Source organism: Variovorax sp. H27-G14 (assembly GCF_046156345.1).
Lineage (GTDB): Bacteria > Pseudomonadota > Gammaproteobacteria > Burkholderiales > Burkholderiaceae_C > Variovorax.
Genome location: NZ_JAYLVN010000004.1, coordinates 296,981 through 319,473 on the forward strand (window position 1 = coordinate 296,981; position 22,493 = coordinate 319,473).

A 22,493-nucleotide genomic window follows, 5' to 3' on the forward strand; every position below is an offset into this window, starting at 1 on the left:
TCAGCTCATTCGCCGCGCAAGATTTGCCAGAGTTCGCGGTCGCGCTCGGCCGTCCACACGACCGGGTGCTCGATGCCGCGCAGCTCGTCATAGGCACGCGACACGTCGAAGGGCAGCACGTGCTGGAACACGGGCCAGTTGCCGAAGCGTGGCGCCATCGCGGCCTCGGCGCGCGCGAAGCAGCCCCTGAGCGTGTCGCCCGCGGCAATGCCGGCGCGCACGCTGTCGAGCAGCGTCGAGAGAAAAGCCTTGGTGAGCCCGATGGCCTCGGCGCATGCGGCTTCGTTCTGCAGCACCGCACCGCGACCCGGCACCAGCACGCGCGGCTTCAGCGCATGCACTGCGTCGAGCGTGCCGGCCCAGTCGCCGATGTAGGCGTCGCCCGCGTACACGCCGCAGTGGTTCTCGACCACGTCGCCCGAGAACAGCACGCCGCAGTCGGGCAGCCACGCGACCGTGTCGCCGCTGGAGTGGCCGCGGCCCAGCGCCATCAGGCGCAGCTCGCGGCCCGTGCCAGGGCGCGGTCCGAGCCACAGGCTCATCTGGCCCTGGAAGCTCATCGTCGGAAAGGTGAGGCCCGGAATTTCTTCCACGCCTGCGAACAGGCGTGGAAAGCGGCCGACCTCCGAGTCGAAGTCGGCCTGGCCGCGCGTGCGGATCCAGTCGAGCGTGCCGTTGCTCGCAACGATCTGCTCCACCTGGTCGAAGGCGCTGGCGCCCATCACGCGCACCGCGTGGTAGTGGGTGAGCACGATGGTCTTGACCGGCTTGTCGGTCACCGTGCGAATGGCCGCGAGAAAGTCGCGCGCCATGCGCGGCGTGGGGCGCGTGTCGATCAGCACCACCTGCTCGTCGCCGACGACGAAGCCGCAGTTCGGGTCGAAGTCGCTGATGTAGCCGTAGGCGCCGGGCGCGAGCTCGCGCAGCTGGGGCTTCTGCTCGCGGATGTCGGAGGCGGAAGCGAAGGAGACGGAGGTGGTCATGGCGTGGTCGTTGTCGAGGGGTCGTCTTCGGCAGTCGCGGCGGCGTGAATGCAGGCCAGCAACACGCCCTGGTCGGCGCACTGGTTGGCCAGCAGCAGCACCAGGCGGGCGTTGAGGTCGGCGCTCTGCGCGTCGGTGCGGCCCTCGTGCGCGGCGAGCAGTGCTTCGTAGAAGCCGTCGGGGTCGGGGATGCGGGGCTCGGTGATCATGGGGTGAGAGCAAGAGTGAGCGCGAGCGCGGTGTGCAGCGCGGAGGCGATGGCGTGCGGCGTGGCATTCGCCAGCACGGCGGCGCGGTAGGCGTCGGGACGCACCAGCGCAAAGCTGCCGGCGCCATCGATGCCGAGATGGGCGGTCAGCGTGTCATCGGCCTGCAGCGTGGGCAGGCCGCTGTCGCCGCCGATGGCCAACAGGCGCAGCGGCAACGAGGCCGTGGCTTCGCGCGCTGCTTCTGCCTGCGCGCGCGTCGGCGACACCCACAGCCCGAGGCACTGCGTGCCCTCGCCCAGCAACTGCATCAGCGTGGTCTCGCGCCCGTCGGCCCAGCGCAGCGGCAGGTTCTGCACGGTGCGCCCGCCTTCAGGCAACTGCGGCGCGGCGGGGTAGTCGTTCGCGACCGACATGCGCCCCGTGTTCACCAGCGCCCGCGCGAACGGATGGCGCGCCGCCAGCGCCACCACGGCGCGGCGCAACGTGTGCTCGGCCGACGAGCGCGGCGCCAAGAAGCGCGCCGAGCGGCTCGTCACCTGGAGGTTCTGCCGCGCGGCGGGCTGGCGTTCCGCGTCGTAGCTGTCGAGCAGCGCGTCGCCGGCCTGGCCTTGCGCGACCAGCGCGAGCTTCCAGCCCAGGTTGGCCGCGTCCTGAATGCCGCTGTTGCCGCCGCGCGCGCCGAACGGGCTCACCACGTGCGCCGCATCGCCGATGAAGAACACGTGCCCATGGCGAAAGCGCTCCAGCAGGTGGTCGCGGTAGCCATAAGGGCCGATCCACACGAACTCGAACTCCACGTCGGGCCCGAGCTGTTCGCGCAGCCGCGCGCCCGCAACTTCGGGCCGGCTGATGGTGGCGGTGTCGCAGTCTTCCGGCATCTGGTAGTCGATGCGCCACACGCCGTCGGCCATCAGGTGCTGCCACACGCCGCGGCCTTCGTTGAAGGGCGCGTCGACCCAGGTCCAGCGCTCGGTCGGCAGCGGCTTCTTGAAGCGCACGTCGCTGATGCACCAGCGGTCGGTGCTGCGCGAGGAATGCGCGTCGATGCCAAGCTGCGTGCGAATCGGGCTGTTGGCGCCCGTGGCGTCTATCAACGTGTCGGCTTCCAGCATGTAGCTGCCGGCGGGCGTCTCGATGTGCAGGCGCATACCGTCGGCCAGTGGCTCCACGCGCGTCAAGCGGCTCTTCCAGCGCACGTCGGTCACGCCGAGTTCGAGGATGCGCTCGACCAGAAACCACTCCAGGTAGAACTGCTGCAGGTTGATGAAGGGCGGCTGCTTCGAGACGCTGTTCGCCTGCAGGTTGAAGTTGTAGACCTCCTGCGCGCCAGAGAATGTGCGCCCGAACGACCAGGTGATGCCCTTGGCCGCGATGCGTTCGAAGATGCCCAGGCGCTCGAAGATCTCCAGGCTTTTCTGCGCGTAGCAGATGCCGCGCGACGAGGCACCGCGCACGCCCACGGTGTCGTCCTCGTCGAGCAGCACCGCGCTCACGCCGCGCTGCGCGAGGTCGCAGGCCAGCGTGAGGCCCGAAGGCCCGGCGCCGACGATGACGATCGGGTGGCGCACAACCGTTGTGCCGTTCAGTTCGGGCGGCGGCGTGAAAGGCCAGCTCGGCAGTTCGTAGGCCGGTGCGAATGCAAAGGTTTCCATGGTCGGTCTACAGCGCGTGCGCGAATTCGGCGATGGCGTCCGCTGCTTTCGGTATCAGGTCCTGCTGCCCCGCGAGGTAGTGGTTGCCGCCGACGATGTCGACATTGCGAATGCGCGCGCCGCCCGCTGCCATCCACGCGTCGCGCGTGCTCGGAAAGGTCGACTGGTCGCCGGTGTAGGTCAGCAGCAGCTTGGGCACGGTGGTGCGCGCGAGGTTGGTCGGCCCGTCGGCCTGCGAGCGCGAGGACCACTGCGAGAGGAACGCCGTGAGCGACGTGGTGCGGCCCATCGCGTTGGTCGAGTAGTTCACCTGCCGTGCGTCGCCCCACACGCTGCCGGGCAGCCGGTCGTTCGCGTCGAGCGACAGGTCGACGCAGCGCGGGTCGGCGTGCGTGCGGTAGACCACGAAGGCCTGGTCGCGCGGCGCGCCCGGCGTGCTGCGCAGCAGCGCGAGCCGCGCGACCGCCCACTGCTCGATGCGGTCGAGACGCGCCTTTTGCGCCGCGCTGAAGCGGGCGAGAAAGCCGCTGTCGTAGGGCACGCGGTGGCGCGCGTCGTACATGTCGAGGTCGGGGTCGACCGACAGCGGGTCGTGCTCGTCGGTGACCGAAGGGTCGATCCAGTCGCGCATGAGCCGGGTGCGGCCCAGGTGCGCGGCGCACAGCGCAATGCCGTCCACCGGCGGCAGGTCGCTCGGGTGCAGGTGCGTCGGGTCGCCGTCGGGCAGGTGCGTGGCCGTGAGCCGCTCGGCCTGCGCCTGGTAGAAGGCCGCCAACGCTGCGCCGCCGGAGTTGCCGACCAGAAACACCTTCTCGTAGCCCATCGCGCGCAGGTGCTGCACGCCGGCGCCCAGGTCCTGAATGGCGCGCTCCATCAGCAGCACCGTGTCGTTGCCCACGAAGCGCGAGTTCAGCCCCATGCAGCAGATGCCGCGCTCGGCCAGCGGGCCGATCAGGTAGTGGCCCATGAAGTTGCTGGTCGGGTGCATCACGATGGCCGCGACCTTTTTCGGCCCGTGCGGCGCACGCAAGGCGCCGTAGATGCGCGGGCGCAGCATCTGCAGGCCCGACTGGCTTTCCAGCGCGGCACCGGGCTTCACGTCGATGACGGCGAGTTGCAGCTCAGACATGCAATGCGCCTTTCGATGCGGCGGCCGCGGCACGAAGCGCTGCCTTGCGCACGGTCCATGCGTCCAGGTCGGCGCGCGCGCGCAAGGCATGCGCGTCCATCTCGGTCTGCGGCACGGTCGGCGTGGTCAGCTCCACGCGAATGCCGTTGGGGTCGAAGAAGTAGATCGATTCGATGATGTGGTGGTCGGTCACGCCCAGCACCTCTACGCCCGCAGCTTCGAGCCGCGCCTTGGCGGCCAGCAGATCGGCCACCGCGTCCACGCGCAGCGCGATGTGGTTCACCCACGCGGGCGTGTTGGGCGAAGGCAGCGCGGCCACGTCGTCGCCCAGGTCGAAGAAGGCGATGTACGCGCCGTCGCGCATCTGGAAAAAGATGTGCACGTAGGGGCAGTACTCGCCGGTGCTCGGCACGTGGTCGCTCTGGATCACATGGGTCAGCGGCAGGCCCAGCAGGTCTTCGTAGAAGCGGCGGGTTTCCTCGCTGTCGCGGCAGCGCCAGGCGAAGTGGTGCAGCCCGCGAATGGGCGGTGCCGCATGGGCGGTCGTCGGCATGGCTTTGTCTCCTGTAAGCCGCAATTGGGCGATGCCGCGTCTTATGATGCAATCGAAATTAATTCATCGATTGATGAAATAAACATATGAATCTGACCCTGCGCCAATTGCGCGCTTTCGCAGCCGTGGCCGAAAACGGCAGCTTCACCGCCGCGGCGCAGCAGCTGCACCTCACGCAGTCCGCGCTCAGCGTGCTGGTGCGCGAACTCGAACGCGAAATGGGCGTGCAACTGCTCGACCGCCACACGCGCAGCGTGCAGCTGTCGGAGGCGGGGCGCGAGTTCCTGCCGTCGGTGCACAGGCTGCTGGGCGACCTCACGAGCGCGGTGACCGGCGTCACCGATCTGCGTGACAAGAAGAAAGGGGTGTTGCGGCTTGCGGCACCGCAGCTCATGGCCTGCACGCTGATGCCGCGCGTGATTGCGGTGTACCGCGCGCAGTACCCGCACATCGACGTGCGCCTGGCAGACACGCTGCCCGAGCACCTGCTGGCGGGCGTGACGGCGGGCGACGTCGAGCTCGCCGTGGGGCAGGACGTGACGGTCGATGCCGCCATCGAGCGCCGCACGCTGTTTCGCGACCGGCACTGGCTGATCTGCCCGCCGGACCACGCCTTTGCCAAGCGCCGCAAGGTGCGTTGGCACGAGCTGGCGCCGTACACCTTCATTGCACCCACGCGCGACTTTCGCCAGCGCGTGCTGCCCGAGCTGGGCCCGCAGGAGCGCGACTACATGCTGCGCCCCGGCACGCAGGAGGTGTCGTACATGACCACGGCGCTGGGCATGGTGGCCTCGGGGCTCGGGCTCACGGTGTGCCCCACGTACTCGGCCTCTCTGGTGCGCGCGCACGGGCTGCAGATGGTGCGGCTCGAATCGCCCGACTTCCACCGCGAGGTGTGCGTCTACAGCGCGGCGCGGCGCACGCTCTCGCCCGCCGCTTCGAGCTTCGTCGAGGTGCTGGAGCGCTTCGCCAAGGCGCAGCCGAAAGGCTGAAAAGCATCGGCCTGCGGCATCAGACGCGTAGAGCGTCTGCAGGGCCAAACCTACAATGCAGGCCGACCCGTCTTCCACCTACTCCAGATCCATGAACGTCATTCGATTCACCGACCTCTGCGCACAGGGCAAAGCCGCCGGCCAGCGCGTTTTCATCCGTGCCGACCTCAACGTGCCGCAGGACGACGCAGGCAACATCACGGAAGACACGCGCATCCGCGCCTCCGTGCCCTGCATTCAGCTGGCGCTGGACGCCGGCGCGGCCGTGATGGTCACCTCGCACCTGGGCCGCCCGACCGAGGGCGAATTCAAGCCCGAAGACTCGTTGGCGCCGGTCGCCAAGCGCCTGGGCGAACTGCTCGGTCGTGACGTCCCGCTGATAGCCGACTGGGTCGACGGCGTCGACGTCAAGCCCGGCCAGGTCGTGCTGCTGGAGAACTGCCGCGTCAACAAGGGCGAGAAGAAGAACGACGAAGGCCTGGCCCGCAAGCTGGCCGCGCTCACCGACATCTATGTGAACGACGCCTTCGGCACCGCTCATCGCGCCGAAGCCACCACCTACGGCATTGCGCAGTTCGCCAAGGTTGCCGCGGCCGGCCCGCTGCTGGCGGCCGAGATGGACGCCATCACCAAGGCGCTGGCGCAACCGAAGCGCCCGCTGGTGGCCATCGTTGCGGGTTCGAAGGTCAGCACCAAGCTCACCATTCTGAAGAGCCTGTCGGCCAATGTGGACCAGCTGATCGTGGGTGGCGGCATTGCCAACACCTTCATGCTGGCCGCCGGCCTGAACATCGGCAAGTCGCTGGCCGAGCCCGACCTGGTCGACAACGCCAAGGCGGTGATCGAGGCCATGCGCGCGCGCGGCGCCGATGTGCCGATTCCGGTGGACGTGGTCACGGCCAAGACCTTTGCGGCCGACGCTGTTGCCACCGTGAAGGCGGCCGACGAAGTGGCCGACGACGACCTGATCCTGGACATCGGCCCGAAGACGGCCGCCATTCTGGCCGCGCAACTGCGCGAAGCCGGCACCATCGTGTGGAACGGCCCGGTGGGCGTGTTCGAGTTCGCGGCCTTCGAAGGCGGCACCAAGGCCATTGCGCAGGCCATCGCCGAAAGCAGCGCGTTCTCGATTGCCGGCGGCGGCGACACGCTCGCGGCCATCGCCAAGTACGGCATCGAGAAGCAGGTCGGCTACATCTCGACCGGCGGCGGCGCGTTCCTCGAAGTGCTGGAAGGCAAGACCCTGCCGGCCTTCGAAATCCTCACGAAGCGCGCGGCCGGTTGAGCGCCGGCGCGGCGGATGGCGATCAAAGCCCCTTGGGGGTGACTTCCGTCAGACACGCAAAGTGTATACAGTAGCGAATACAAAACGGAGACTACCCTCATGAGCACGGACCGCATCCCCCGCCACGCCACCAAGATCGTTGCCACGCTCGGTCCGGCGTCCAACACGCCGGAACTGCTGGAACAGATGATCCTGGCCAAGGTCAGCGTGGTGCGGCTGAACTTCAGCCACGGCACCGCGCAGGACCACATCAACCGCGCGCTCATGGTGCGCGAAGCCGCCCGCAAGACGGGCCGCGAAGTGGCCATCATGGCCGACCTGCAGGGCCCCAAGATTCGCGTGGGCAAGTTCGCGCAGGGCAAGATCTGGCTGGAGCCGGGCGCCAAGTTCGTGCTGGACGCCTCGCGCACCGAGCCCGGTGACATCGACGCCGTGGGCCTGGACTACAAGGACCTGCCGCGCGACGTGAAGCCCGGCGACCGGCTGCTGCTGAACGACGGGCTGATCGTGCTCATCGTGGACGCCGTGCGCGGCGAGGCGGTGCACACCACCGTCAAGCTGGGCGGCGAGCTGTCGAACAACAAGGGCATCAACAAGCAGGGCGGCGGCCTCACGGCACCCGCGTTGACCGCCAAGGACATGGAAGACATCAAGACCGCAATGAGCTTCCAGGCCGACTACGTGGCGGTGAGCTTTCCCAAGAACGCCACCGACATGGAAATGGCGCGCCAGTTGTGCAACGTGGCCGCGGCCGAGTTCGGCCACAAGCCCGGCATGATCGCCAAGATCGAACGCGCCGAAGCCATTCCCAAGCTCGAAGAGATCCTGCGCGCCAGCGACGGCATCATGGTTGCGCGCGGCGACCTGGCGGTGGAAGTGGGCAACGCGGCCGTGCCCGCGCTGCAGAAAAAAATGATCCGCATGGCGCGCGACATGGACAAGGTGGTCATCACCGCGACCCAGATGATGGAGTCGATGATCACCAACCCCGTGCCCACCCGCGCCGAGGTGAGCGACGTGGCCAACGCCGTGCTCGACGGCACCGACGCCGTGATGCTCTCCGCCGAAACCGCATCGGGCCGCTACCCGCTGGAAACCGTGCAGGAGATGAGCCGCATCTGCGAGGCCGCCGAAATTGCGGAAGACAAGACGCTCGACGCCGACTTCAGCGGCAAGACCTACAGCCGCATCGACCAGTCGATTGCCATGGGCGCGCTGTTCACGGCGCACCACCTGGGCGCCAAGGCCATCGTGGCGCTGACCGAGTCGGGCTCCACCATGCTGTGGATGAGCCGCCACCGCGCGCACATTCCCATGTACGCGCTGACCTCGCGCCTGGCCACGCAGCGCAAGCTGGCGCTGTACCGCAACGTGCGCCCGCTGCTGATGGACTCGCAGACCGACCGCGACACCGCGCTCGAACAGGCCGAAGCCCATCTGAAAAAGCGCGGCATCGTGCAGAGCGGCGACGTGTACGCCATCACCTGCGGCGAGCCGATGGGTGCCCCCGGCGGCACCAACATGCTGAAGATCTGCAGAGCGAGCTGAACCCCGCGCGGCTGAGTTCGCTCAGCCGTTGCGGAACAGGAAGCTGTAGGCGTTCAAGGCGGGCACCCCGCCCAGGTGCGCATACAGCACCTTCGAGCCGGCCGGGAATTCCCCGAGCCGCACCTTCTCGATCATTCCGTGCATCGACTTGCCCTCGTACACGGGGTCGGTCAGCATGCCTTCGAAGCGCGCGCACAGGCGAATGGCTTCCAGCGTGCCTTCGTTGGGCAGCCCGTATTCCGGTCCGCCAAAGCGGCGGTCGAGCACCACGTCCTTCTCGGTGATGTCGCGGCCCAGCTCCACCAGCTCGGCCGTGCCCTTGGCGATGCGCACGATCTGCTCGAAGGTCTGCTGCGGCTTGGCCGAGGCGTCGATGCCGATCACCCGGTCGGCCCGGCCGTCGGCCGCAAAGCCCACCACCATGCCGGCCTGCGTGCTGCCGGTGACCGAGCAGGTCACGATGTAGTCGAACTTGAAGCCCAGCTCGGCCTCCTGCTGGCGCACTTCTTCCGCAAAGCCGACAAAGCCCAGCCCACCGCGCGGGTGCTCCGAGCAGCCGGCCGGAATCGGGAACGGCTTGCCCCCGGCCTTGCGCACGTCGGCCATGGCGTCTTCCCAGCTCTTGCGGATGCCGATGTCGAAGCCCGCCGCGTCCAGCCGCACGTCGGCCCCCAGGATGCGCGACATCTCGATGTTGCCGACCCGGTCGTACAGCGCATCGGAGTAGTTGACCCAGTTCTCCTGAACCAGCACGCACTTCATGCCCAGGTGCGCGGCCACGGCGGCCACTTGGCGCGTCTGGTTCGACTGGATGCCGCCGATGGACACCAGCGTGTCGTAGCCGCCTTCGATGGCCTCGGGAATCAGGTATTCGAGCTTGCGGGTCTTGTTGCCGCCGAAGGCCAGGCCGCTGTTGCAGTCCTCGCGCTTGGCGTAGAGATCGACCTTGCCGCCCAGGTGCGCGCTCAGGCGCTTGAGCGGGTGGATCGGCGTGGTGCCGAAGGTCAATGCGTGGCGGGGAAACTTCTTCAGGTTCATGGTGCGGCTCCAGGAGGTTGAAGCCTTGAATCGTAGAAAGAAGCGCGCGCAACGTGCTTGTGAAGTTTGCTGGATTCCCCATGGAAAAAAAGGCAGGATGGCCAAAGCCCGAACTTCCATGCCGCTGAGAAAGCCATGAGCACAACAAAATTGCGTTCTCCCCCTGCCCTCGATCAAATGGATCGCATCGACCGCGCCATTCTTCGCACCCTGCAGCGCGACGCCTCGCTTTCGAACGTGGCGCTGGCCGCCAAGGTCAACCTCAGCGCCGCCGCCTGCCTGCGCCGAGTCGAGCGGCTGAAGGAGGCCGGGCTCATCAAGGGCATCGTCGCGCTGCTCGACCCCGACGCGCTCGACCTGGGGCTGCTCGTGATGATCGGCGTGGTGCTCGACCGCTCCACGCCCGACTCGTTCGCGGACTTCGAAAAAGCCGCGCAAAAGGTGTCGGGCTGCCTCGAATGCCACGTGGTCACGGGCGAGTTCGACTACTTCATGCTCGTGCGCACCCGCGACAACGACAGCTTCAACCGCCTGCACGCGGAGCAGCTGCTGTACCTGCCGGGCGTGCGGCAGATCCGCACCTTCGTGGTTTTGAAGCAGGTGCTGTCGACCACGCAGCTTCCCCTCTGACGAAACCGGTGCGCCATCGCGTGCGTACTGGTGCGATGAGCTTTCCCCCCTTTGCCGCCTTCAAGTCTCTTCGCCGTCACCGCGGCGCCTTCTTCACCGCCTTGTCCGTCACCGCCGCCGCCGTGCTGTCGGCCTGCTCGCCCATCAAGGTGCTCAACGGGCTGGTGCCCAGCGACACCTATCAGTTCCAGGGCGACATTGCATACGGCAAGGCGCCGCGCCAGGTGCTCGACGTGTACCAGCCGCTGCCGTCCACGGCGCCGGCGCGGGGCTCGCGCCCGCTGGTGGTGTTCTTCTTCGGCGGCACCTGGACCAACGGCGACCGCGCCAGCTACCGCTTCGTGGGCGAGGCGCTGGCCGCGCGCGGCGCGGTGGTGGTGATTCCCGACTACGGCCTCTCGCCCACCTACACCTACCCGGTGTTCGTGCGCGACAGCGCGCTGGCCGTCAAATGGGCGCTCGACAACGCCGCGCAACTGGGTGCCGACCCGAAGCAGGTCTACGTGATGGGCCACAGCTCGGGCGGCTACAACGCCGCCATGGTGGCGCTGGACGATCGCTGGCTGGCCGAGGTGGGCGCAAGCCCCCGGCAGTTGGCGGGCTGGATCGGCCTGGCCGGCCCGTACGACTTTCTGCCCATTGGCGACCCGCAGGCCCAGGCCGCCTTCAACTGGCCGAACACGCCGCGCGACTCGCAGCCGCTGGCCCATGTCACGCCCGCGTCGCCGCGCGCGCTGCTCATGGCGGCGTCCAAGGACAACCTGGTCTACCCGGATCGCAACACCGGCCAGATGGCCACCGCGCTGCGCGCCGCGGGCGTGCCGGTGGAGGTGAAGCTGTTCGACAACCTGAGCCACGTGACGCTGATCGGCGCCTTCGGCAAGCCCATCCAGTGGCTGGGCGGGCCGGTGCTGCCGCCGGTAACGGACTTCCTGGGGTTGACGTCAGTGCCGTCCGACAAGGCCCCTCGGTAGAATTGCGGCAGTTTTCTCTCGTCTTTCCGCCTTCTTCTTTCCCTAATTCCCACGAGGTATTTCCCTATGGCACTCGTCTCGATGCGCGAACTGCTCGACCATGCCGCAGCCAATGGCTACGGCATTCCGGCCTTCAACGTCAACAACCTCGAACAGGTGCAGGCCGTCATGGAGGCCGCCAAGGAAACCGGCGCGCCGGTCATCCTGCAAGCCAGCGCAGGCGCACGCAAGTACGCCGGCGAAGCCTTCATCAAGCACCTGATTCAGGCCGCCATCGAGCAGTACCCGAACATTCCGCTGGTGATGCACCAGGACCACGGCCAGAACCCCGACATCTGCAAGGGCGCCATCGACCTGGGCTTCAGCTCCGTGATGATGGACGGCTCGCTCGAGGCCGACGGCAAGACCATTGCCAGCTACGAATACAACGTGGACGTCACCAAGAAGGTGTCGGACATGGCCCACCGCCTGGGCGTGACGGTCGAAGGCGAGCTGGGCTGCCTGGGCTCGCTGGAGACCATGAAGGGCGACAAGGAAGACGGCCACGGCACCGACGACACCATGACGCGCGAGCAGCTGCTCACCGACCCCGAGCAGGCCGCCGACTTCGTCAAGCGCACGCAGATCGACGCGCTGGCCATTGCCATCGGCACCAGCCACGGCGCCTACAAGTTCACCCGCGAGCCCACCGGCGACATCCTGGCGATCGACCGCATCAAGGAAATTCACCGCCGCATTCCCAACACCCACCTGGTGATGCACGGCTCGTCGAGCGTGCCGCAGGAGCTGCTGGCCATCATTCGCCAATACGGCGGCGACATGAAGGAAACCTACGGCGTGCCCGTGAAGGAAATTCAGGAAGCCATCAAGTACGGCGTGCGCAAGATCAACATCGACACCGACATTCGCCTGGCCATGACCGGCGCGGTGCGCAAGTTTCTGGCCGAGCACCCCGACAAGTTCGACGCCCGCGAATGGCTCAAGCCCGCGCGCGAAGCCGCCAAGCTGATCTGCAAGCAGCGCTACATCGAGTTCGGCTGCGAAGGCCAGGGCGCCAAGATCAAGGGCGACACGCTGCAAGTGGTTGCGGCCAAGTACGCCGCCGGCCAACTCGCGCAGGCCGTGGTCTAAGCACTTTCAGTCGATTCGAAGGCCACCGTTCGCGGTGGCTTTTTTCTGCGCGCACAATCCGCTTTCACCGTCTTTTCGTTTCCGTCGTTTTTCACCGCATCTGCCCCATGACCACCGTCCACACCTCCTCCATCCAGAGCCTGCCCCTGCTTGCGCGCGGCAAGGTGCGCGACAACTACGCCGTCGGTGAAGACCGCATCCTGATGGTTGCGAGCGACCGGCTCAGCGCCTTCGACGTCATCATGGGCGAGCCCATTCCCGGCAAGGGCGAGATCCTCACGCAAATGGCGCTGTGGTGGTTCGAGCGGCTGGGCCAGCTCTGCCCCAACCACCTGACCGGCGAGGCGCCCGAGAGCGTGGTCAACCCCGACGAAGTGCCCCAGGTCACCCAGCGCTCCATGCTGGTGAAGCGCCTGAAGCCCATTCCGGTGGAGGCCGTGGTGCGCGGCTACCTGGCCGGCAGCGGCTGGAAGGAATACCAGGAAAGCCAGTCGGTCTGCGGCGTGCCGCTGCCCGAGGGCCTGACCAACGCCAGCAAGCTGCCGCGCCCCATCTTCACGCCCGCGGCCAAGGCTGCTGCTGGCGAGCATGACGAAAACATCACCTACGACCGCGTGGTGGAAATCGTCGGCCCCAAGCTGGCCCAGCAGATCCGCGAGACCAGCATCGCCATCTACGAAACCGCCGCGCAGATCGCGTTGGCCAAGGGCATGATCATTGCCGACACCAAGTTCGAATTTGGCCTGGACGAGGCCGGCACGCTGGTGCTGATGGACGAGGTGCTCACGCCCGACAGCTCGCGCTACTGGCCCGTGGAGGGCTACCAGGCCGCCCTGGCCGCCGGCACCAACCCGCCGAGCTACGACAAGCAGTTTGTGCGCGACTGGCTCGAGGCCACCAAGATCAACGGCAAGCCCTGGGACAAGACGCCCCCGGCGCCGCGCCTGCCGGCCGAAGTGATCGAGAAGACGGCCGCCAAGTACCGCGAGGCGCTGGAGCGGCTCACGGGCTGATGCGGCGCGGGGCCTGCAAGGCCTAGTGAAGCAACGAACCCATCAACCAAAGACCGGCCGAGGCCGGTCTTTTCATTTCAGCGGCCGCCGCTGTTCAGCAGCGCCACCGTTCGCCCGCTCGCGTCCAGCAGCGCCAGGCGGCCCGGACCGGCCAGGCGGTAGCTCGCGGTGCTCTGCAGCGCGGAGACGAACTGGGCCTCGGTGCCGCCGCGGGCCGGGTCCGGGCAGGCCATGCGGGTCGATGCCATCTGGCCGATCTTCAGCGTTGCGCCGCTGCGCGTGTAGGTGCCCGAGATGCGGTTGCAGCCGCCCGAGCCGCTCACGCGCCCGCTACTGCGGTCGAACTGCACCTGCGCCTCGCTGCCCGGCGCAATGGGTTCTTCGCCCAGCTGCACCAGGCGCCAGGCCGGGCCTTCGATCGGCTCGTCCAGGCTGATGCCGCTGCCGCAAGCGGTCAGGGTGGCCGCGGCGAGCACGGGGAGCGCAATGTGGCGAACGAAGGAGCGCATGGCCGGTCTTTCCTTTTGTGCAATCTGCAACAAGTTGAATCGGGCGTGATCGTATGCGACGGCGATCCGCTCGCCAATGCCATGGCGCTCAGTTCGCCAATGCCACCCCGCCGGACAGGCGTGACTGCACGCAGCGCCGCACGCTGTCCGGCGTGCGCTCTTGGGCCAGCAACGCAGGCCAATCCGCCTTGGCCTGGCGCACGGTGTCTTTGGCGATGGCCATCAGTCGGGCAGGGCGCAACAGGCCCGCCGAACGCAACAGCGCGTCGAGCGCATTCCAGTCGAAGGCGCGCAGCCTGCCGTCGATGGCCCGGTTGATCCCGTAGTCCGAGGGCGGCACGCTCTCGAAGAAGGCGGCCACGCACACCGGGTCGTAAAGCGGCGCAAGCACGGGCGCCACGCCGTCGGGGTAGCGCAGCGCCCAGTTCTTCAGGTGCGCGTCGCTGTTGCCCAGCAGCACGAACGCCACGAGGCGCCGCACGCATTCGCGCACGTCGGCCACCGGGTTGGGTGACAAGCGGTCCAGCACGCGCAGCATGGCGGGCCAGTCGGTTGCGAGGCCGCGCCCGTACTTCTGGCGGGGCTCGTATTGCAGCACCTGCGCGAACTCTTCCATGTGGATGCGCCCGCCTTGCGCGGTGCGGTCGAAGCGGCGTACCGCGAGGATCTGTTCGAAGGGCACCTCCTCGGGCAGGTCGGCGTCGGCGCGGCCGATCACGCTGGCCTCGGCGCAGTCGAGGCCGAGCGCGCCGCACAGGCGGTAGCCGGTGAATTCGTTGTCGACCAGGTCCGGGTGGCGTGTGCTCGGCAGCTTGAGGATGAAGGAGCCGGCGGCCCCGTGGCGCCGCACCACGTAGCGCCGTCCGTCCTGCACGGCGGAAAACTTGGTCACCACGCCGGGAATGGCGGCGGCGTCTTCCACCGGCATCTCGACGAAGCCCGGCTCCAGCACGTCGAGTCCCATCGCGGTGTGCCAGTGGCGCACGGTGTCGGGGATGCCTTCGGCAGCAGGCACCGGCTCGACTTCGAGCGCGCCCATCAGGTCGTGGCCGGCGGCGGCCAGGAGCTCGAACTCGTCGTCGGCGGCACAACCGCGTTGCTGCGCAAGGCGTTCACGGTTGTGGCCCTCGGGCAGCAGGTTCTGGAAGTAGGTGGGCCAGTGGCCATCGCCGCGCGAAACGCGGGTGTCGCGAACCGACGCGAGGATGGCGCGGGTCGCGGCCTCGTCGGCGCCGCGGTAGGCCAGGGAGAGCGCGGGCCGGGCGGGGTCGGCAATGTACGCCTCGTCAAAGGACACGCGCAGGATGTCGCCGTATTGCGAGAGATAGCCGATGGCGCGCCGCCCGCCGCCCGGCGCATGCAGGTACATGCGCAGGTAGCGGATGCTGGTGGTGAAGGCGGCGCTGGTGCTCACCGGGCTTCGTCAGCCAGGCTCTGCGCAATGGACGGCGGCGCGCCCACGCCCGCCGGCTGGCCCAGCAGGCGGCCGCCCGAGCGCACGAAGTCTTCCAGTTGCGGGCGCAACGCCGCGGGCACGGTCATCAGTTCGAGCCCCAGCATGCGCGCCATTTCGAGCAGGCTCGACAGGCGCGGATCAATCTGGCCGCCTTCGATGCGCTGCACCGTCATGCGCGACAGACCGGCGCGGGTGGCCAATGCCTCCTGGGTCAGGCCACCGGCTTTTCGGGCATTTTCGAGTTCGGCGATCAGTTGGATCATTGCAATGCGCTTTTTATCAAAAAAGAGTACCAATCTTATCTATGTGAGATCCATTGGGAAACAAAAAAGCGACCCGAAAGTCGCTTTTTTAACAAATTGCGCATCAAGGCGCGCATTCCATGCGCTCAGCTCAGCACCACGCTGCTCAGACGGCGGCGGTAGGTGGCCACCACCGGATCGTCCGGCGGGATCTGCCCGTCGGCCACCTTGACCTTCGGCGGCTCGATCACGTCCAGGATCGCGATGTAGGTCTTGCGCGCGAGCTCCTCGCTCCAGCTCTTGTCGCGCATCAGGATGTCGAGCAGCTCGTCCATCGCGTCGGTCCAGCGCTGCGCGGCCATCAGCAGGCGGGCGCGGGCGAAGCGGGCGTCGAAGTCGCGCTTGTTGGCGGCAATCTTTGCGTCGAACTCGGCGATCGCGGGTGCGGCACCGGTAACGGGTGCCGCGAAATCGATGGCGTCCATCCAGCGCTGCAGCGCGTCGAAGCGGCGCACCAGCCCGGTCTTGGCGATCACGGGCGCAAAGGCGACCTTGGCGTCGTCGACGCGGCCTTCCTGCAGCAGCAGCTTGATGTAGTCGAAGCGCGCGTCGTCGTTGGCCGGGTCGGTGGCCACGGCGTGCTGCAGCTTCTCCAGCGCGCCCACGGTGTCGCCCTCGGCCAGCGCGTCCTGCGCCGCGGCTTCTTCGGAGGCGGCCTCGGCCTCGTCGGCGCCGGGCAGGTGCTTGTCTAGAAACTCGCGGATCTTTTCGGCCGGAATGGCGCCCACGAAGCCGTCGACCGGGTGGCCGTCCTTGAACATCACGCAGAACGGGATGCTGCGCACGCCGAACATCTCCGACAGCTGCGAGGAAATTTGCGGCACCTTGTCGGCGTCGAGCTTGGCCAGCGTGAAGCGTCCGCCGTACTCGACCTCCAGCTTTTCAAGCACCGGGCCGAGTTGCTTGCACGGTCCGCACCATTCGGCCCAGATGTCCAGCAGCACCGGCGTGCCGACGGAGCCTTCGACCAGTTCGGACTGGAAATTTTCGAGAGTGATGTCGATCATCGGAACCCACTGAGGCTGAAACGTAAAATTGAAACCATGAACGAAACCATTCAGGTCGGTGTAGTGATGGGCTCGAACTCCGATTGGGAGACGATGCGCAACGCGGTCGAGATTCTCCAGCAATTCGGAATCAGCCACGAAGCGAAGGTGGTCTCGGCCCACCGCATGCCCGATGCGCTCTTTGCGTATGCCGAAAACGCCGCCGGGCGCGGCCTCACCGCGATCATCGCGGGCGCGGGGGGCGCGGCCCACCTGCCGGGCATGCTGGCGTCCAAAACCACGGTGCCGGTGCTGGGCGTGCCGGTGGCCAGCCGCCACCTGCAGGGCGTCGATTCGCTCTACAGCATCGTGCAGATGCCCAAGGGCGTGCCGGTGGCCACCTTTGCCATCGGCAATGCAGGCGCCGCCAACGCGGCGCTGTTCGCGGTGGCCATGTTGGCGGTGAACAACCCGGCCCTGCGCGCGAGGCTCGACGCCTTTCGCACCGCGCAGACCGCCGCCGCCGAGGCGATGACGCTGCCGCCGGCCCCCATCGCTGCGGCCGAGCCGGTCGGCAAGGCCAGCCAGGAGGCCGCGGTCTCCCCCTTCTCGCCGCAAGGCGGAGGTGCGCTGTGAGCGCGCATGACGCCGACCTGCCGATCCTGCCCGGTGCCACGCTCGGCGTGCTCGGCGGCGGCCAGCTGGGGCGCATGTTCGTGCACGCCGCCCAGCGCATGGGCTACTTCACCGCAGTGCTCGACCCCGACGCCGACAGCCCCGCCGGCCGCGTGAGCCACCACCACATTCACACCGACTACGACGACGTCGACGGCCTCGCCCGCCTGGCCGGCCTGGCCGACGCGGTGACGACCGAGTTCGAGAATGTGCCCGCGCCCTCGCTGGAGCACTTGGCGGTGGCCCGCCCGGTGTCGCCGCAGGCCCCGGCCATTGCCATCGCGCAGGACCGTATTGCCGAGAAGGCCCACTTCACGCGCTGCGGCGTGCCCTGCGCGCCCTATGCGGTCATCGAGACCGCGGCGCAGCTCGCCACCGTCGACGAGCAGCTGCTGCCCGGCATTCTGAAAACCGCGCGCCTTGGCTACGACGGCAAGGGCCAGCAGCGCGTGAAGACGCGCGCCGAGCTGGTCGAGGCCTGGCAGGCCACCGGCTGCGTGCCCTGCGTGCTCGAGAAGATGCTGCCGCTCGAATTCGAGTGCTCGGTGATCCTGGCGCGCGGACGCGACGGGCACGTGGTGCACTTTCCGCCGCAGCGCAACCTGCACCGCGACGGCATCCTGGCCGTGACCGAAGTGCACCCACAGAACATGCCCAAGACGGTGGCGCAGGGCGCGGTCAATTCGGCCAAGAGCATCGCCAACGGCCTGGGCTACGTGGGCGTGCTGTGCGTCGAGTTCTTCGCGCTGGCCGACGGCTCGCTGGTCGTCAACGAAATGGCGCCGCGCCCGCACAACAGCGGCCACTACACCATGGAAGCCTGCGACGTGTCGCAGTTCGAACTGCAGGTGCGCACCCTGGCCGGCCTGCCGCTGGTTGCGCCGCGCCAGCACAGCCCGGCCATCATGCTGAACCTGCTGGGCGACCTGTGGTTCATGGACGGCGGCGCCAAGGCCGATGCGCCGGTCACGCCGCGTTGGAGCGAGGTGCTCGCCCTGCCGGGCGCCCACCTGCACCTGTACGGCAAGGTCGACCCGCGCCGCGGCCGCAAGATGGGCCACCTGACCTTCACCGGCGCCACGCTCGAGAGCACGCGCGCCGCCGCGTCGCAGGCCGCCTTGCTGCTGGGCCTGCCAGCGGTGACCACCGCCGAGCTCGCATGATCCTGGACGGGCGCTCGCCTGATGCCCTTGCACCGGCCATCGCGGAGGCCGCGCGCGTGCTGCGCGCCGGCGGCCTCGTCGCCTTCCCGACCGAGACCGTCTACGGCCTGGGCGCCGACGCCACCAGCGACATGGCCGTGGCCGGCATCTTCAAGACCAAGGGCCGGCCCAGCGACCATCCGCTGATCGTGCACGTGGCGGCCGGCCTCAAGGGCACCGAGGCGCTGTCGCGCTTCGCCCAGCCGCTGCCGCTGTTCGCGCAGAAGCTGGTGCAGGTCTTCTGGCCCGGCCCGCTCACGCTGATCGTCACGCGCCAGCCCGGCGTGGGCGGCGCGGCGGCCGGCGGGCAGGACACCATCGGCCTGCGCTGCCCCTCGCACCCGGTCGCGCAGGCGCTGCTGGAGGCCTGCGCCGAGCTGGGCGTGCCCGGCATCGCGGGGCCGAGCGCCAACCGCTTCGGCCGCGTCAGCCCGACCACGGCGCAGCATGTGCACGACGAGTTCGGCGACGCGCTGCTGGTGCTCGACGGCGGCGCGTGCGAGGTGGGCATCGAGTCGACCATCGTCGACTGCAGCCGCGGCGCCCCGGTGCTGCTGCGTCCGGGGGCCATCACGCGCGCGCAGATCGAGGCCGCCTGCGGCGAGAAGCTGGCCGACCGCGACCTGCTCGACACGCCCGACCCGCGCGCCTCCGGCACGCTCGAAGCCCATTACGCCCCCAACGCCAAGGTGCGCCTGATGGACGCCAAGGCGATCCAGACCGGCCTCGACGTGCTGGGCGGCAACGCCGCGCACATCGCGGTGTGGGCGCGTACCGCTATGCACACCCGCTCGCAGCGCGTGCTGCTGCGGCGCATGCCCGACGACGCGGCGGCTGGTGCGCAGCAGCTGTTCGCGGTGCTGCGCGAGTTCGACGCGCAGGGCGCCAAGCTGATCTGGATCGAGACCCCGCCCGACGCGCCCGAGTGGGAAGGCGTGAAAGACCGCCTCCAGCGCGCGTCGATGGGCTGACCCCCAGGCTTGCCCACTCCGTGTGGCCTCCTGCCCCCTTGCAGGGGGCAACACCCGCGGCCCGGCAAAGCCGGTTCCGCGGTATTCCTGGGATGGGTGCCTCGCTCAGCCCCCGGCCGCCAGCACGCCCTGGAAGAAGCCGCGTGCCGACGCCAGGCAGAACGGCGGCGCCAGTGTGCCGTGGTACGCCAGCGTGACCGCCTGCGCCTTGTCCGCCGCGCTGCCCGAGGTGCTCTGCACCAGCGATGCCTTGGCCTGCGCGAAGCCGGCGCGCGCGGTCGAATAGGCGTCGACCGCGGCGGCATCTTCCAGGTCGACCACCGTCAGCGCAGCCGCCGGCATGCCCTTGGCCTTGAAGTAGCCAGCGGTGGCGCGGGTGCTGATGAAGTTCACCGTTGGGTCGTTGGCCCCGCCGCACATCAGCACCGGCTTGGCCGGCACCCAGTTGCGCAGGTCGTTGGCCAGCGCCGCCTTGCGAAAGCCCGTGCTCGGCGCGCAGCCCAGCGGGGTGGTGGTGCTCAGCGAGGCCGCCGTGGGCGGCAGTGCGTTGCCGGGGCAGGGGGTGGACTGGATGTCCGTGGCCTCCTGCGTCAGAAAGCTCTGGCGAACGAGGTTGTTGGCGCCGTAGAAGATGGCCAGCTGGCTGTTGACCGGCCCCGGCGTGGCGTTGGCCGGGAACAGCGCCAGCTGCGGCAGCTTGCCCGAGCTGAACAGCGTGTCGGGCGTGAGGCTTGGCAGCAGCGTGTCGATGCCGTTGGCGTACTGTGCTTCGTAGATGTCGCCGGTGGCGTTGTAGACATTGCCGAACTGCTGCTGCCAGCTGGTCGACAGCAGCGGCACGAACAGCGTGGCGCCCAGCGCCGGCCAGCCCTGGAAGGTGTAGTCGGTCAGCAGGCTGATGGCCGAGGGTGCCGAGAGCGGCGCCGAGGCCGTCACCGTCTTGCCCGTGGCCTGCATCTCGCGGTGCGCCGCCATGGCCACGTAGCCGCCCTGCGAGTAGCCGGTGATGAACAGCGAGCCCGCGTCGTTGGCGCCGATGTTCGAGAAGGTCTTGCGCGCCGCGGTGAGCGCGTCGACCATGTCCTTGCCCTGCTGGTCGCCGTTCAGGTATGGGTGGTAGGGCAGCGTCGACGCGTCGTAGCCCGCGTAGTTGGGCGCCACCACGATGTAGCCCTGCGCCGCGAAGGTGGCCGCAATGAGCAGGCCCTCGCCGGCGGCGGCCTGCGTGCTGTCGGTCCACTTGGCCAGGTTGTAGTTGCGCGCGGCCGTGGTGCCGTGTGCGTAGAGCACCACCGGGCGCTGGCCGCTGCAGGCCACGTCGGAGCCGGTGGGCACCATCACGGCGGCGGTGGCGTTGGTGGCCTCGCTCTTGCCGCCGACGGTGCGGTACTCGAGGTAGCGCGTTTCAATGCCGCACTTGGGCGTGCCCGCCACCTGCAGCAGCGCGCTGCCCTGGGCGCTGGCCTGCAGGCTGGCCTTGAACTGGTCGGCCGTGAGGCTGCCCGTTTGCACGGGCGGGTTGGTGACCACCGAGCCCCGGCCGTTGTCGGCCACGGGTGGAAAGCCCACCCCGATGCCACCACCGCCTCCACCGCCACCTCCCCCGCAGGCCGCGAGCATCAGCGTGAGGCCTGCGAGTGCCGCTGTCTTGTGCAGCCGGACAGGCGGGGTGGAGGTGTGGCGTTGTGGGTGCACGGGGTTGTCTCCTGCGTTGGAATGGAATCGAACGAGCGTCCGATTCTGTTCAGCAGCGAGGTCCCACGCAATCGGTGCCGGCCTACAGGGGGGAACCCTTGGCCGCACCGGCTCAGGCTCAGTTGTCCTGCGAGGCCCAGTCGACCAGCGCGTCGAAGGCCGCGCGCGCCGCGCCCGCGTTCTCGCCGTTGGCGATGGCCACCAGCACATAGCGCCGGCCGCTGGCGCCATCGACATAGCCCGCCACGCCCGAGGCGTCGCGCAGTGTGCCGGTCTTCAGGTGGGCCGAGCCGCCCGAGCGCATCGTGCGCCGCTTCAGCGTGCCGTCCACGCCCATGGCGGGCAGGGAAGACATCAGCTCCGGCATCACCGGCGAGCGCCACGCCACCTGCAGCATCTTGCCCAGCGCTGCCGCGCTGATGCGCTCGTCGCGCGACAGGCCCGAGCCGTTCTCGAACACCGGCTGCGCCTCGCCCGTGCCGATGCGATCGCGCCACCACTGGCCCAGCGCGCTGCGCGAGGCTTCGAAGGTGCCGCGGTTCTTCTGCGTGAGCCCGATCGTGAGGAACAGCTGCTGCGCCATCACGTTGTTGCTGTATTTGTTGATGTCGCGAATCACCTCGGCCAGCGGCGGCGACTCGAACTCGAACGCCGGCTTCAGCCCCGCCGGCACGCGCCCTTCGCGCATCTGCCCGCCCACGCGCCCGCCCATTTCGGCCCACATGCCGCCAATGGCGCGCTGGGCGTAGGTGCGCGGGTCGCCGTAGGCCACGGCCCAGCTTTTTTCGCCGCAGCTGGCCGGCAGCGCGCCGTTGAAGCGAATGCGGTTCACGTCGCTGAAGTCGGCGCGCAGCGCGGTGCGCCAGTCGCCGCATTCGCCCGGCGCCAGCGCCACGGTGGCCGGCATGGCCACGCTGGCCAGCGGGGGCTCGTAGCTCACCCGCGCGATCTGGCCGGCGCGGTCCGGCGCAAAGGTCATGTTCACCGACTTGAAGTTGACCAGCAGCGCGTCGGGCGAGGCGTTGTACGGGCGCAGCGGCTCGCCGTCGAATGCGCCGGGGTCGCCCTCGACCGTGGTCTCGAAGGCGCTGCGGTCGATCACGATGTCGCCGCTCACCGTGGTGATGCCCAGGCCCTGCACATGGCGCAGCAGCAGCCACACGCGCTCCAGCACCAGCTTGGGATCACCCTGGCCCTTGATGTACAGGTTGCCGTTGAGCACGCCGTTGGCGACCGTGCCTTCCACGTACACCGGCGTGGTCCAGTTGTAGGCCGGGCCGAGCATGTCGAGCGCGGCGTAGGTGGTGACCAGCTTCATGATCGACGCCGGGTTCACCGGCGCTTGCGTGCGCCAGGCCAGGCGCGGCGGCCGGGTGCCGTCGGCTTCGGCCACCAGCATGGTGACAGCCTCGCGCGGCATCTTGGCGCGGGCGAGGGCGGCGTCGACCTGGGTGGGGAGGGCTTGCTGGGCGAACACGCTGGCCGAGGCCAGCGTTGCGAGGGTCAGTGCGCAGGCGGCGCGGCGGGAGGCAAAAGGCATCCGCGCATTATCCCGACCCA

At 68.6% G+C, this 22,493-nt stretch carries 21 protein-coding genes and 1 pseudogene; 10 read left to right on the forward strand and 12 right to left on the reverse strand.

The genetic code is table 11. The features are described 5' to 3' along the window. Positions 1-5: 5 nt before the first annotated feature. Genes VLK31_RS13890 through VLK31_RS13910 form a run of 5 tightly spaced genes read right to left on the reverse strand, consistent with a single transcriptional unit; the run spans position 6 to position 4,526 of the window. Positions 6-983 (reverse strand): MBL fold metallo-hydrolase, encoded by a 978-nt coding sequence (locus VLK31_RS13890; protein WP_409168994.1) that lies wholly within the window; start codon positions 981-983, stop codon positions 6-8. After that, a complete protein-coding gene (locus VLK31_RS13895) occupies positions 980-1,192 on the reverse strand; it encodes a DUF2783 domain-containing protein (protein ID WP_409168995.1) in 213 nt (70 codons plus the stop codon). Before VLK31_RS13895 ends, VLK31_RS13890 begins: the two co-directional genes overlap by 4 nt. Then, positions 1,189-2,844, reverse strand: a complete 1,656-nt coding sequence (locus tag VLK31_RS13900; protein WP_409168996.1) for an FAD-dependent oxidoreductase — start codon at positions 2,842-2,844, stop codon at positions 1,189-1,191. The genes VLK31_RS13895 and VLK31_RS13900 overlap by 4 nt, the downstream gene beginning before the upstream one ends. Before the next feature lie 7 nt (positions 2,845-2,851). Continuing rightward, the gene (locus VLK31_RS13905; RefSeq protein ID WP_409168997.1) at positions 2,852-3,973 is read right to left on the reverse strand and encodes an alpha/beta hydrolase family protein; all 1,122 of its coding nucleotides are present in this window, start codon (positions 3,971-3,973) and stop codon (positions 2,852-2,854) included. Further along, a complete protein-coding gene (locus VLK31_RS13910; RefSeq protein WP_409168998.1) occupies positions 3,966-4,526 on the reverse strand; it encodes a VOC family protein in 561 nt (186 codons plus the stop codon). Before VLK31_RS13910 ends, VLK31_RS13905 begins: the two co-directional genes overlap by 8 nt. An 86-nt stretch (positions 4,527-4,612) precedes the next feature. On the opposite strand from VLK31_RS13910, the gene VLK31_RS13915 reads away from it, so the two are divergent. The 3 genes from VLK31_RS13915 to pyk all read left to right on the forward strand — a co-directional run bounded on the left by VLK31_RS13915 (position 4,613) and on the right by pyk (position 8,351). Further along, the gene (locus VLK31_RS13915) at positions 4,613-5,518 is read left to right on the forward strand and encodes a LysR family transcriptional regulator (protein ID WP_409168999.1); all 906 of its coding nucleotides are present in this window, start codon (positions 4,613-4,615) and stop codon (positions 5,516-5,518) included. Between the two features lie 91 nt (positions 5,519-5,609). Continuing rightward, positions 5,610-6,803, forward strand: a complete 1,194-nt coding sequence (locus VLK31_RS13920; protein ID WP_409169000.1) for a phosphoglycerate kinase — start codon at positions 5,610-5,612, stop codon at positions 6,801-6,803. 99 nt (positions 6,804-6,902) lie between these two features. Next, a complete protein-coding gene (gene pyk, locus VLK31_RS13925) occupies positions 6,903-8,351 on the forward strand; it encodes a pyruvate kinase (RefSeq protein ID WP_409169001.1) in 1,449 nt (482 codons plus the stop codon). A gap of 21 nt (positions 8,352-8,372) precedes the next feature. Here the strand turns inward: pyk and VLK31_RS13930 are convergent, their stop codons facing one another. Then, positions 8,373-9,389, reverse strand: a complete 1,017-nt coding sequence (locus tag VLK31_RS13930; RefSeq protein ID WP_409169002.1) for a 1-aminocyclopropane-1-carboxylate deaminase — start codon at positions 9,387-9,389, stop codon at positions 8,373-8,375. Positions 9,390-9,524: 135 nt separating this feature from the next. Here VLK31_RS13930 and VLK31_RS13935 point away from each other — a divergent pair, with 135 nt between their 5' ends. From VLK31_RS13935 to VLK31_RS13950, 4 genes are all read left to right on the forward strand, one after another. Continuing rightward, complete coding sequence (locus tag VLK31_RS13935; protein WP_409169003.1) at positions 9,525-10,019, forward strand: Lrp/AsnC family transcriptional regulator; 495 nt, start codon at positions 9,525-9,527, stop codon at positions 10,017-10,019. 35 nt (positions 10,020-10,054) lie between these two features. Next, positions 10,055-10,993: an alpha/beta hydrolase gene (locus VLK31_RS13940; RefSeq protein WP_409169004.1), complete on the forward strand. Its 939-nt coding sequence runs from the start codon at positions 10,055-10,057 to the stop codon at positions 10,991-10,993. A gap of 66 nt (positions 10,994-11,059) precedes the next feature. After that, positions 11,060-12,124 (forward strand): class II fructose-bisphosphate aldolase, encoded by a 1,065-nt coding sequence (gene fba, locus VLK31_RS13945; protein WP_409169005.1) that lies wholly within the window; start codon positions 11,060-11,062, stop codon positions 12,122-12,124. Positions 12,125-12,231: 107 nt separating this feature from the next. Further along, the gene (locus VLK31_RS13950; protein ID WP_409169006.1) at positions 12,232-13,137 is read left to right on the forward strand and encodes a phosphoribosylaminoimidazolesuccinocarboxamide synthase; all 906 of its coding nucleotides are present in this window, start codon (positions 12,232-12,234) and stop codon (positions 13,135-13,137) included. Positions 13,138-13,214: 77 nt separating this feature from the next. On the opposite strand, the gene VLK31_RS13955 is transcribed toward VLK31_RS13950, so the two are convergent. The 4 genes from VLK31_RS13955 to VLK31_RS13970 form a co-directional block, all read right to left on the reverse strand. After that, complete coding sequence (locus tag VLK31_RS13955; RefSeq protein ID WP_409169007.1) at positions 13,215-13,646, reverse strand: META domain-containing protein; 432 nt, start codon at positions 13,644-13,646, stop codon at positions 13,215-13,217. An 88-nt stretch (positions 13,647-13,734) separates the two neighbouring features. Then, positions 13,735-15,015 (reverse strand): type II toxin-antitoxin system HipA family toxin, encoded by a 1,281-nt coding sequence (locus VLK31_RS13960; protein ID WP_409169250.1) that lies wholly within the window; start codon positions 15,013-15,015, stop codon positions 13,735-13,737. Between the two features lie 41 nt (positions 15,016-15,056). Then, positions 15,057-15,365 (reverse strand): helix-turn-helix domain-containing protein, encoded by a 309-nt coding sequence (locus VLK31_RS13965; protein ID WP_409169008.1) that lies wholly within the window; start codon positions 15,363-15,365, stop codon positions 15,057-15,059. 125 nt (positions 15,366-15,490) lie between these two features. Next, entirely contained in the window at positions 15,491-16,411 is a 921-nt protein-coding gene (locus tag VLK31_RS13970) for a tetratricopeptide repeat protein (RefSeq protein WP_409169009.1), read from the reverse strand. A gap of 36 nt (positions 16,412-16,447) precedes the next feature. Between VLK31_RS13970 and purE the strand changes: the two are divergent. From purE to VLK31_RS13985, 3 genes and pseudogenes are all read left to right on the forward strand, one after another. Further along, positions 16,448-16,936, forward strand: a pseudogene (gene purE, locus VLK31_RS13975) (5-(carboxyamino)imidazole ribonucleotide mutase); the annotation flags it as partial. 86 nt (positions 16,937-17,022) lie between these two features. Then, positions 17,023-18,228 carry a 5-(carboxyamino)imidazole ribonucleotide synthase gene (locus VLK31_RS13980; RefSeq protein ID WP_409169010.1) on the forward strand — a complete coding sequence of 402 codons (1,206 nt, stop codon included), beginning with the start codon at positions 17,023-17,025 and terminating at the stop codon, positions 18,226-18,228. After that, entirely contained in the window at positions 18,225-19,238 is a 1,014-nt protein-coding gene (locus VLK31_RS13985; RefSeq protein WP_409169011.1) for an L-threonylcarbamoyladenylate synthase, read from the forward strand. Before VLK31_RS13980 ends, VLK31_RS13985 begins: the two co-directional genes overlap by 4 nt. Positions 19,239-19,343: 105 nt before the next feature. Here the strand turns inward: VLK31_RS13985 and VLK31_RS13990 are convergent, their stop codons facing one another. Then, positions 19,344-20,858 carry an alpha/beta hydrolase family protein gene (locus VLK31_RS13990; RefSeq protein WP_409169251.1) on the reverse strand — a complete coding sequence of 505 codons (1,515 nt, stop codon included), beginning with the start codon at positions 20,856-20,858 and terminating at the stop codon, positions 19,344-19,346. Between the two features lie 193 nt (positions 20,859-21,051). Beyond that, on the reverse strand, positions 21,052-22,473 hold the full coding sequence (gene dacB, locus VLK31_RS13995) for a D-alanyl-D-alanine carboxypeptidase/D-alanyl-D-alanine-endopeptidase (protein ID WP_409169012.1): 1,422 nt from the start codon (positions 22,471-22,473) through the stop codon (positions 21,052-21,054). Positions 22,474-22,493 lie beyond the last annotated feature (20 nt).